The sequence below is a fragment of the Brevundimonas sp. genome, from assembly GCF_016463485.1.
Taxonomy (GTDB): Bacteria; Pseudomonadota; Alphaproteobacteria; order Caulobacterales; family Caulobacteraceae; genus Brevundimonas.
On the sequence record NZ_JAEMRD010000119.1, the window covers coordinates 1 to 10,076 of the forward strand.

The following is a 10,076-nucleotide window of genomic DNA, read 5'->3' on the forward strand; positions in this document are numbered from 1 at the left end:
CCTATCTGGCCCCGATCTGGGAGGCGCTGAACGACATCCTGGGGGCCGAGGACGTCCAGCGTCGGCGCGACAAGGGCGAGATCGAGGCCGCGCCGATCGCCTTCATGCGTGGTCGCACGCTCAGCCATGCCTTCGTCATCGTCGACGAGGCCCAGAACACCAGCCGGCTTCAGATGAAGATGGTCCTGACACGGCTGGGCGAGGGCGCTCGGATGGTCGTCACCGGCGACCCGTCGCAGATCGACCTGCTCAATCCCCGCGATTCCGGACTGGCCCATGCGTTGCGTATCCTGAAGGACGTCAAGGGTGTCGGGGTGCTCGAGTTCGCGGCTCAGGACGTGGTGCGTCACGCCATGGTCGAACGGATCGTGCGCGCCTATGACGCCGACGCCGCGCAGGGACGACCAAAGCCTGATCTCGAAGCCCCGGCCAGCTGAACCTGCGTCGATGATCGAGATCGAGATCGAATCCGACGCCTGGATCGTGGCGCTGCCGGACGCGGAAGCGGTGGTCGAACGGGCAGCGCAGGCGGCGCTGGGCTCGGTTGTGGGCGATCTGGTCGTGCTTCTGACCGACGACGAGGCCGTGCGCGAGCTGAATTCACGGTTTCGAGGCAAGGACCGGCCGACGAATGTGCTGTCCTTCCCCGGTGGCGACATGCCGCCTTTTCCCGGCTCCGGGCCGGGCGCGCCGGTCCATCTGGGTGACATCGTCCTGGCCTTCGGCGTCTGTCGCGACGAAGCGGAGGCGCAGGGGAAATCCCTGGCCAATCACCTGATGCATCTGGTCGTCCACGGCGTCCTGCACCTGTTGGGGCGCGATCACGAGGACGAGACCGAGGCCGAGGCGATGGAGGCGGAAGAGCGCACCCTGCTTGCCAGCCTGGGCGTGGCGGACCCATACAGCCTGCCTGATGACCTCTGACACGACCCCCGATCCGACGCACATCCCGCTCGACGCCTCAACCGAGCCGCTGGACACCGACCTCGGCGGACAGGACCGGCGACGACGCCTGATCATCCGTTTCGTCCGGATCGGTCTGGCCCTGCTGGCCGGTGTCGTCGCAGCCCTTGCCCATCCGCCGTTCGGAATCCTGCCCGGACTGATCGGCTATCCGCTTCTGATGGCGCTCAGCGAGCGATCGACGACGACGCGCGGCGCGTTCTGGATGGGGTGGCTGTCGGGGTTCGGCTATTTCTTCATCGGTTGCTGGTGGGTGGCCGAGGCCTTCACGGTCGATCCGGCCCAGGCCTGGATGGCACCCTTCGCGGCCAGCCTGTTGCCGGCGGGTCTGGGACTGTTCTGGGGCGCGGCCTGCGCCCTCTATCGTCGGTTTGCTCCGTCCGAGGTGGTGCGGGTGCTGTTGTTCGCGGCCCTGTTCTGCCTGTTCGAGTGGCTGAGAGGCCATGTCCTGACCGGCTTTCCCTGGAACCCGGCCGGGGCGACATGGGCGGCGGGATCGGCGGGATCTCAGTTTGCCTCGGTCGCAGGCGTCTATGGATTGAGCGTGGTGACGGTTGCGGCAGTGGCGGCGTTCGGGCCGCTGGCCGGACCGGGACGTCGTGAGGCGCGGATCGGCGCGGCCTTCGTCGGAGGGCTGGTCCTGGTGGGCCTGATTGTTTTCGGGTCCGTGCGGTTGTCGAGCGCACGGCTGGCCCTGACCGACACCCTCGTCCGTATCGTTCAGGCCGACGTGGCCCAGGAATCGAAATGGACGCCAGAGGCCTATCAGGGGATCGTCGATCGCTATGTGAACCTGACCGCGAGGCCCGCATCGGTCCTGCCTGACGTGATCGTCTGGCCCGAAGGTGCCCTTCCGGCCAGCGCCAACTCCGTCTTCGCCGCAGGGGCCCCCGAGGCAGACGCCATCGCCCGCGCGGTTTCGCCGGGCCAGACCCTGCTGATCGGACTGGCGCGCGGCGAGCCCGGGACGGCGGGCGGACCCGACCGATATTTCAACAGTCTGTTCGCCCTGCACGACGAGGGCGGGCGGGGACTGCGGGTGGCAGGGGTATACGATAAGTACCGGCTGGTGCCGTTCGGCGAGTACCTGCCGCTGGGGGGTCTGATGAATGCCCTGGGCGTGCGCAGCCTCGTGCATATGCCGGCCGATTTCAGCGCGGGCGCGAGACCGTCACCGATCGCCCTGCCCAATGCACCGACGGTACAGCCGCTGATCTGTTACGAGAGCCTGTATCCTGGCTTCACGCCGGGCGGGACGGAGCGGCCGCGCTGGATCGTCAATGTGTCGAATGATGCGTGGTTCGGGCGCACCTCAGGACCTCTCCAGCACCTCAACCTGGCGAGCTATCGCGCCATCGAGACCGGCTTGCCGGTCGTGCGGGCCACGCCCACGGGCGTTTCGGCGATGATCGATCCCTGGGGACGGGTAGTGCAGGATCAGCGGCTGGAGCCCGGCGAAAGTGGCGTGATCGACGCCCGCCTGCCCGAGCCCGCAATGCCCACCCTGTATGGCCGGTTCGGGGACATGGTCTTCTGGCTGCTGATCGCTGGCGGCCTGCTGGTGCCCGGGCTTGCAGTCCTAAGGAGCCGTCGATGAAGGGAAAACGGGGGCAGGACAGCCTCGATCGGCTGAAAACAGAGCATATCGACACCACCCTGGGCCTGCGTCTGCGCCGGGTGCGCGAGTCGATGAACCTCAGCCGCCGTGAGGTGGCAGCCGCCCTCGATGTGTCGGAAACCCGGATCAAGAACTATGAGGACGGCCTGCGTATCCCGGCGTCCCGGCTGTGGCAGTTCTGTGGGCGCTACGGGCTGGAGGTGACGCGGCTGTTCGCCGACCTGCCGCATCATGTGGGTCCACCACCTGGGACGCCTTGCGTAGCCGGAGTTGCCGAAGAGAGCGCGGCATTCGACCACGAGGCGGACGACATTCTGAAAGCGATCGCCGTCGCGGCGGCTGATCTCGACCCGGCTGAGCGCGCGCTGGCACTGGCTGCGTTGCGGGGCATGGGAGTGCGAAAACTGCGACGTCCATAGGTCGCTGAAATTGTCATTTCCGCCTTTACGCTTGCGTCTACCCCCAAGCGGGGCCGTATACGAAAAGTATGATGACAACCGCGTGCGAGCGGCGCATTGAAAACGCAGCACGATATGGCTGAACGGCAGGAAGACAATGGCTAGAGGCACGGGGGAAGACGGTCCGCATCCAGTAGACCGGCATGTGGGGCGCAGGGTCTGCGAGAAACGAATCAGCCTGGGATACAATCAGAGCGACCTGGGCCGTGCGCTCGGGCTGACGTTCCAGCAGATCCAGAAATACGAGAAGGGAGCCAACCGGATCTCGGCGTCCAAGCTCTGGGACATCGCCCGGTTCTTCAAGGTCGACATCGGCTATTTCTTCCAGGGCATCGCCCAGGGACAGCCGGGCGTGGCCGAGGACGGCGCGCCGGCCTTCGACCACGACTTTCCCTCGACCCGCTACTCGATCGAGATTTCGCGCCTGGCACCGCAGCTGTCGACGCGACAACAGAAGCTGGCGCTGGACCTCATCCGCGAGATGGCCGACCGCCCCGACGCCGAAACGGCGTAGCTTCAGGTCGCTGACGCTCCCAGCGCGACGGCTTGCTGATTGAGCGCAGGTCGCCTTTTGGGCGCTATCGCCCACCGCGCGGCGGCGCGCTGCTTGAGCGCGATGGTCAGTTCTGGCTGGAACCCGATCCGGTGCGCTGGCCGAAGGTCGGGGCGCGTTCCTTTTGCTGGGCCCAGTAGGTGGGGCCGTCGTCCGGCTTGAACATGGTCCGGGGCGTCCCGTCGCGCGACACCACCGCAAAGGTATTGGTCGACGCCTGGTAGAACAGGGTGTCGCCGTTGGGCCGGCTAACCGTCTCGACCCCCGCGGGCGGCGTCTCGGTGAAGGCCTTGATCCGCGCCAGATAATCCTCGGGCGTCCGCGCCCCGAAGGCCTGGCCGTTGCGCTCATAAAGTCTGGTGATCTTGGCATCGACGCTTTCGCGACGATTGGCCGTCAGCACAGGCTTGATCGTTTCCGCCGTTGCTGCCTCTGCCGGGGTCGCGCCGGTCGCCGCCGTCAGGGCCGCCTCGGCGACCTGGGTGCTGCGGTCCCGCGTCTCGACCGCCGACGGTCCGTTGTCGCATGCCGACAGCCCCAGAACCGACATCGCCATGGCCACCACGGCAAGGGCCGTGGTCCGTTCAACTCGCGTCCTCATCACCCGCTCTCCTTCAATGAAACCCGCGAACAAGGTTATGCATGGCCTGTTTGTTCTTGCAATGTTCTTTTTTGTCTTCCTCGACGATTCGCGCGAGGCTCGTTAGACAGGCCCCATGACCGAGAGCCCCCTGAGCGCGCGCAAGATCCTGCTGATCGTGGGCGGCGGCATCGCAGCCTACAAGGCATTGGAGCTCGTGCGGCTGATCCGGAAGGCCGGGGGCGAAGTGCGGGCCCTGCTGACCCCGGCGGGCTCCGAGTTCGTGACGCCGCTGTCGCTGGCGTCCCTGACCGGCCATCCGGTGCGCCAGACCCTGTTCATGCCCGACGACGAGACGACCATGGGCCATATCGAGCTGTCGCGCTGGGCCGATCTGGTGGTCGTGGCTCCGGCGACGGCCGGGCTGATCGCCAAGGCGGCCAACGGCCTGGCCGACGACCTGGCCTCGACCACCCTGTTGGCCACCGACAAGCGGGTCCTGCTGGCCCCGGCGATGAACGTTCGGATGTGGCTGCACCCGGCGGTCCAGGCCAATGTGGAGCGGCTGAAAAGTTTCGACGGTCTGCACGGCGTGGCGGTCGTCGGGCCGGACGACGGCGAGATGGCCTGCGGCGAATTCGGGCCGGGCCGGATGGCCGAACCCGCCGCGATCCTGGACGCGATCGTCGAGACATTGCGAGGGCCCGCAGACCGCCCCCTCGCCGGCAAGCGCGCGGTCGTCACGGCCGGGCCGACCTTCGAGGCGATCGACCCCGTGCGCGGCCTGACCAACCGGTCCAGTGGCAAACAGGGTTATGCCATCGCCGCTGCCCTGGCCGCGCTGGGCTGTGAGGTGACTCTGGTGTCCGGCCCCACCGCATTGGCCACCCCGGTTGGGGTGACCCGGATCGACGTCGAGGGGGCGCTGGAGATGCAAGCGGCGACGGAAGCGGCCCTGCCCGCCGACGTCGCGGTGCTGTCGGCGGCCGTGGCCGACTGGCGCGTGGACACGATCGCGGGCGGCAAGATCAAGAAGGGACCGGGCGGCCCGCCGACCCTGTCGCTGATCGAGAACCCCGACATCCTGGCCGGGATCGCCGCGCCGGGGCCCAGACGCCCCGCCCTGGTGATCGGTTTCGCCGCCGAGACCACCGACCTGGAGGCCAATGCGCGCTCCAAGCTGTCACGAAAGGGCTGCGACTGGATCGTCGGCAACGACGTCTCGGCCGACGTCTTCGGCTCGGACGGCAACACCGTGCTGCTGGTCACGGGCGAGGCGACCGAAAGCTGGCCGCGTCAGTCCAAGACCGAGATCGCTCGGGCGCTCGCGCTGCGCATCGCCGACCACCTGACGAAGGCCTGAGCTCATGACCATCCTGCGCATCCAGCGGCTTCCGCATGCCGAGGGCCTGGCCCTGCCCGCCTATGAGACAAGCGGCTCGGCCGGGATGGATCTGCGCGCCGCCGTGCCGGACGATGCACCGGTGACCCTGGAACCGGGGGCGCGGGCACTGGTCCCGACGGGGCTGAAGATCGCGCTGGAGACCGGCTGGGAGGCCCAGGTGAGGCCCCGGTCGGGCCTTGCGCTGAAACACGGCATCACCTGCCTGAACTCGCCTGGCACCATCGACAGCGACTATCGCGGGGAGGTTGGGGTCATCCTGATCAACCACGGCGCGGAGCCTTTCGTGATCCGGCGCGGCGAGCGTATCGCCCAGATGGTGATCGCGGCTCATGCTCAGGCTGTCGTGGAAGAGGTCGAGACCCTGGACGAGACCGTGCGTGGGGCAGGGGGTTTCGGGTCTACCGGGCGATAGTTTCATCTCCCGCTCATCCCGCCGGAAGCCGGGACTCAGTCCTTGAATTGAGCACTGTTGCTGGGATCGGCTCTCAAACCTGCACCCACCTCTCATCGCCCAAAGCACTGGGTCCCGGCTTCCGCCGGGATGAGCGGAGGGTGCAATCAGACCGGCGCCGACGTGCTCTGGATCATCCGTTCCTTGTGCCGGACGCGTTCGCGCCAGACGGTGTAGAGGCCGCTCGCCGCAATGAGGGCGGCACCGGCCAGGGTGTTCATCGTCGGCGTCGTTGACATCAGCCACCAGCCGAACAGGACCGCGCCCACGATCTGGAGATAATCGAACGGGGCGATGACCGCGACTGGGGCTTGGCGCAGCGAGGCGGTCATGCAGATCTGGGCCAGACCCCCGGCGACACCGCCGCCGGCCAGCAGGGCCATGACGGCTGGACCGTGCCAGCTTCCGAAGAACGGCAGCAGCACCGCCCCCACCCCGATCGAGGCGACGAAGAACCAGAAGACGATGGCCGCCACCTGTTCGGTGTCCTTGAGCTGGCGCAGGGTGACGGTAACGCCTGCGGTACCCAGCGCCCCGACCAGGCCCACGGCGACGCCGATCATCGACGGCCCGACATGCGGCCCCGACCCGCCATGCAGCACCACCGCCACCCCTACGAACCCGATCAGCACGGCCGCCCAGCGATGGCGACCCACCGCCTCCTTGAGGATCAGGCCCGACAGCAGGGTGGCGAAGATCGGGGCTGTGAAGCCGATGGTCGTCGCATCGGCCAGGGCCAGCATGCTGAGCGCCTGGAAATTGCACATCAAGGCGCTGATCCCCAGCACGCAGCGGAAGACATGAACCCCCGGGCGCTGGGTCTTGAGCGAGGCGACACCGCCCTGTGTGGTCAGGGCCCAGACCACCACGACAGGCAGGCCGAACAGGGCGCGCCAGAACACCAGCTCGGGTGCCACGACCCCATGCGTCGTCGCCAGTTTGAGCAGGGCCGCCATCACCGAGAACAGCCCAGCCGCCGCGATCCGCAGGGCGATACCGCCCGCGATGGTGTCGGGATTGTCGCGCTTCAGGTCGGGGGTCGGCGGAGAGGAGGGCATCGGCGGGTGTCTAGACCGTTCGGCGTACGGACTGGAATGCCTGGCCGGCTTTTCCCCAGACCGGCGGGGTCGATGCCTCTCAGCGACGCTTCAGACCCCCCAGTATGCCCCGTAGCAGCTCGCGCGTGATGGTCGAACCTGCGGTGCGCAGGACCGACTTGGTCAGGGCCTCCATCGGGGTCTGGCGGCTGGACGCGCGGGGTTTTGCCGGCGCGCGGGTGCGGGCGGTTTCGCGGTCGTAGCGGGCGCGGTCGGCGGCCTGGTCGCGGGCGGCCCTGTCCGCTGCCTTGTCGGCCGCCTTCTGGTCGGCGTCGCGCTGTTTGGCGGCGGCGGCGTCCGCGCGGGCCCTGGCCTCGGCGGCCTCGCGGTCGGCCTCAGCCGCACCGGCGGCGGCGTGGCGGGCGGCGAGAACCTCCTCGGCCGATTCGCGGTCGATGGCGGTTTCATAGGCGCTCTTGAACGGGCTGGTCGCGATGATCGTCGCGCGCTCGACGTCGGTGGCGGGGCCCAGGCGGCTGTCGGGCGGGCGGATCAGGGTGCGGGCCGTGATCGTCGGGGCCCCCTTCTCGTCCAGCAGGGAGACGATGGCCTCGCCAGTGCCCAAGGCCTGGATCGCGTCCTTCGTGTCAAAGGCCGGGTTGGCCCGGAAGCTTTCGGACGCAGCCTTCAGGCCGCGCTGTTCGGCGGGGGTGTAGGCACGAAGCGCGTGCTGGATGCGGTTGCCGAGCTGGGCCAGAACGCTGTCGGGGATGTCGGCCGGGTTCTGGGTGATGAAATAGATGCCGACGCCCTTGGACCGGATCAGGCGCACGACCTGTTCGATCTTTTCCAGCAGGGGTTTGGGCGCGTCGCGGAACAGCAGATGGGCCTCGTCGAAGAAGAAGACCATCTTCGGCTTTTCGGGATCGCCGACCTCGGGCAGTTGCTCGAACAGTTCCGACATCAGCCACAACAGGAAGGCACCGTACAGGCGCGGGCTGTTCATCAGCCGGGTCGAGTCCAGCACATTGACCTGACCTCTGCCGTCCGGAGCGATCTGCATCAGGTCGGTCAGCTTCAGCGCCGGCTCGCCGAAGAACACGTCGCCGCCGTCCTGTTCCAGTTGTAGAATCGCGCGCTGGATGGAGGCGATGGAGGCGGGGGCGACATTGCCGACCTCGCGCCCGATGACGGCGGCGTTTTCACCGACATAGGCCAGCAGGGAGCGCAGATCATCGAGGTCGAGCAGCAGCAGGCCCTCCTTGTCGGCGACGTGGAAGGCGACGGCCAGCACCCCCTCCTGAACGTCGTTCAGGTCCATCATCCGGGCCAGCAGCAGGGGCCCGATCTCGGAGATGGTGGCGCGAACCGGGTGGCCTTTCACACCATACAGATCCCAGAAAACCACCGGCGCGGCCTTGGGCGACAGCGTCAGGCCGATGCTGGTGGCGCGGGCCAGCAGCTTTTCATTCGTCCCGACCTGACTGATACCCGACAGATCGCCTTTCACATCGGCGCAGAAGACGGGGACGCCCGCGTCGGAGAACCCCTGGGCCATGATCTGGAGCGTGACCGTCTTGCCGGTGCCGGTCGCCCCGGCGATGACACCGTGCCGGTTGGCGCGGTGGAACAGCAGGGTCTGGGCGGTCGCGACGTCACCGTCATGGGACTGACCGACGAAAAGGCCGGGAAGGGACGGGGCGGCGTCGGGCATCAGAAGTCTCCTTTGGAACCTCCCGCTTAGCGCAGCCTTATCCGCCTCTCCAGAGCCAAGGCCGATTGACGAGCCTTCGCCGTGCCATGACAACGGATTCCATGAAAACGCCTGTCGTCGTCCCCAGCCCGACCGTCGCCCGCAACGCCCTGGTGCTGATCGCGGTGGTGGTCACCGCAGCAGCCCTGGTCTGGCTGTCCGACATCCTGACCCCGCTGGCCATGGCGATCTTCCTGTTGATCGTCATCGACGGGGTGAAGCGGACCATCGAGCAGAGGACGCCCCTGCCCCATCGCTGGGCCGGGCTGGCGGCTCTGCTGGTGGTGGTGCTCATCTTCGCCGGTTCGATCGCCATCATCGTCTATGGCGCAGCGGGCTTCTTCGGTCAGGCCTCGGGCGTGGCGACCAATATCGGGCCGCGCATCGACCAGATCATCGCCGACATCTACGGCGTGCTCCGGATCGCGTCCCCGCCGACGGCCCAGGACGTGATCAACGGCCTGGACATCCGGTCCTATCTGGCGAGCGCCGCCGTTCAGGCCCAAGGCGTGGTATCCGGTGCCTTCTTCGTCCTCGTCTATCTGGGCTTCCTGCTGGCCTCGCAGGGCGGGTTTCGCAGAAAGCTCGTCGCCATGTTCCCGGACGGCCGACAGCGCGACGAGGCCTTGCAGGTGTTCCATCGTGTTCGCGGCGGGGTCGAGGGCTATATCTGGGTCCAGTCGGTGACGGGTGCGATAATCTGCGTGGCCGCCTGGATCCTGATGAAGGCGGTGGGTCTCGAGAATGCGGAGTTCTGGACCTTCGTCATCTTCATCGTCGGCTTCATACCCGTGCTGGGCGGGGCCGTGGGCGGACTGGCACCCCCCGTCTTCGCCCTGGTCCAGTTCGAGAGCTACTGGCCGGCGCTGATCCTGCTGGTCGGCCTGCAGGTCATCCTGTTCATCGTCGGCAATATGGTCCAGCCCCGGATGCAGGGCGACAACCAGAACATCGACGCCGTCGCCGTGCTGCTGTCGCTGGCCCTGTTCGGCAAGATGTGGGGCGTGGTCGGGATGTTCCTGTCGACGCCCCTGGCCGTCATGGCCATGGCAATCCTGGCCGAGTTCAGGGGCTCCCACTGGATGGCGATCCTGCTGTCCGGGGACGGCAAGCCCTATGCCGACGAAGAGCGAGAGGCCGAGGCGAGGACATCCAGAGGCGGAAAGCCGGGCGGGCGCGGCGTGCGGTCGCAGGCACCGAAAGCCTGATCCTTCGCCCTTGCAACGCCATGATCCCACCCCATCTCGGGGTCTGGCGC

The 10,076-nt window shown here is 67.5% G+C and carries 11 protein-coding genes; 8 read left to right on the top strand and 3 right to left on the bottom strand.

Features of this window, described 5'->3' with window-relative positions; genetic code table 11:
- The 5 genes from JHC99_RS14400 to JHC99_RS14420 form a co-directional block, all read left to right on the top strand.
- Positions 1 to 437: PhoH family protein (locus JHC99_RS14400; RefSeq protein ID WP_292155103.1), on the top strand; the 437-nt coding region annotated here is incomplete at its 5' end.
- Positions 438 to 447: 10 nt separating this feature from the next.
- Entirely contained in the window at positions 448 to 924 is a 477-nt protein-coding gene (gene ybeY / locus JHC99_RS14405) for an rRNA maturation RNase YbeY (protein ID WP_292155104.1), read from the top strand.
- Positions 914 to 2,560, top strand: coding sequence for an apolipoprotein N-acyltransferase (gene lnt / locus JHC99_RS14410; RefSeq protein WP_292155106.1), 1,647 nt, complete (start codon positions 914 to 916; stop codon positions 2,558 to 2,560). Before ybeY ends, lnt begins: the two co-directional genes overlap by 11 nt.
- A complete protein-coding gene (locus JHC99_RS14415) occupies positions 2,557 to 3,000 on the top strand; it encodes a helix-turn-helix transcriptional regulator (protein ID WP_292155107.1) in 444 nt (147 codons plus the stop codon). The genes lnt and JHC99_RS14415 overlap by 4 nt, the downstream gene beginning before the upstream one ends.
- Positions 3,001 to 3,136: 136 nt before the next feature.
- On the top strand, positions 3,137 to 3,553 hold the full coding sequence (locus JHC99_RS14420; RefSeq protein ID WP_271146149.1) for a helix-turn-helix domain-containing protein: 417 nt from the start codon (positions 3,137 to 3,139) through the stop codon (positions 3,551 to 3,553).
- 106 nt (positions 3,554 to 3,659) lie between these two features.
- Here JHC99_RS14420 and JHC99_RS14425 read toward each other — a convergent pair whose 3' ends face one another.
- Positions 3,660 to 4,193: an S-type pyocin family protein gene (locus tag JHC99_RS14425; protein ID WP_292155108.1), complete on the bottom strand. Its 534-nt coding sequence runs from the start codon at positions 4,191 to 4,193 to the stop codon at positions 3,660 to 3,662.
- A 115-nt stretch (positions 4,194 to 4,308) separates the two neighbouring features.
- Between JHC99_RS14425 and coaBC the strand changes: the two genes are divergently transcribed.
- Entirely contained in the window at positions 4,309 to 5,535 is a 1,227-nt protein-coding gene (gene coaBC / locus JHC99_RS14430) for a bifunctional phosphopantothenoylcysteine decarboxylase/phosphopantothenate--cysteine ligase CoaBC (protein WP_292155109.1), read from the top strand.
- 4 nt (positions 5,536 to 5,539) lie between these two features.
- Positions 5,540 to 5,989, top strand: a complete 450-nt coding sequence (gene dut / locus JHC99_RS14435; RefSeq protein WP_292155110.1) for a dUTP diphosphatase — start codon at positions 5,540 to 5,542, stop codon at positions 5,987 to 5,989.
- 146 nt (positions 5,990 to 6,135) lie between these two features.
- On the opposite strand, the gene JHC99_RS14440 is transcribed toward dut, so the two are convergent.
- Positions 6,136 to 7,086, bottom strand: a complete 951-nt coding sequence (locus tag JHC99_RS14440) for a DMT family transporter (protein ID WP_292155111.1) — start codon at positions 7,084 to 7,086, stop codon at positions 6,136 to 6,138.
- 79 nt (positions 7,087 to 7,165) lie between these two features.
- Positions 7,166 to 8,779, bottom strand: a complete 1,614-nt coding sequence (locus JHC99_RS14445) for a helicase HerA-like domain-containing protein (protein WP_292155112.1) — start codon at positions 8,777 to 8,779, stop codon at positions 7,166 to 7,168.
- 101 nt (positions 8,780 to 8,880) lie between these two features.
- On the opposite strand from JHC99_RS14445, the gene JHC99_RS14450 reads away from it, so the two are divergent.
- Positions 8,881 to 10,026 carry an AI-2E family transporter gene (locus tag JHC99_RS14450; RefSeq protein WP_292155113.1) on the top strand — a complete coding sequence of 382 codons (1,146 nt, stop codon included), beginning with the start codon at positions 8,881 to 8,883 and terminating at the stop codon, positions 10,024 to 10,026.
- Positions 10,027 to 10,076 lie beyond the last annotated feature (50 nt).

Bases quoted from the DNA above. Each gene is read 5' to 3' on its own strand.
- coaBC (WP_292155109.1), top strand. From the start codon at position 4,309: ATGACCGAGAGCCCCCTGAGCGCGCGCAAGATCCTGCTGATCGTGGGC.
- dut (WP_292155110.1), top strand. From the start codon at position 5,540: ATGACCATCCTGCGCATCCAGCGGCTTCCGCATGCCGAGGGCCTGGCC.
- lnt (WP_292155106.1), top strand. From the start codon at position 914: ATGACCTCTGACACGACCCCCGATCCGACGCACATCCCGCTCGACGCC.
- ybeY (WP_292155104.1), top strand. From the start codon at position 448: ATGATCGAGATCGAGATCGAATCCGACGCCTGGATCGTGGCGCTGCCG.
- JHC99_RS14415 (WP_292155107.1), top strand. From the start codon at position 2,557: ATGAAGGGAAAACGGGGGCAGGACAGCCTCGATCGGCTGAAAACAGAG.
- JHC99_RS14420 (WP_271146149.1), top strand. From the start codon at position 3,137: ATGGCTAGAGGCACGGGGGAAGACGGTCCGCATCCAGTAGACCGGCAT.
- JHC99_RS14425 (WP_292155108.1), bottom strand. From the start codon at position 4,193: ATGAGGACGCGAGTTGAACGGACCACGGCCCTTGCCGTGGTGGCCATG.
- JHC99_RS14440 (WP_292155111.1), bottom strand. From the start codon at position 7,086: ATGCCCTCCTCTCCGCCGACCCCCGACCTGAAGCGCGACAATCCCGAC.
- JHC99_RS14450 (WP_292155113.1), top strand. From the start codon at position 8,881: ATGAAAACGCCTGTCGTCGTCCCCAGCCCGACCGTCGCCCGCAACGCC.
- JHC99_RS14445 (WP_292155112.1), bottom strand. From the start codon at position 8,779: ATGCCCGACGCCGCCCCGTCCCTTCCCGGCCTTTTCGTCGGTCAGTCC.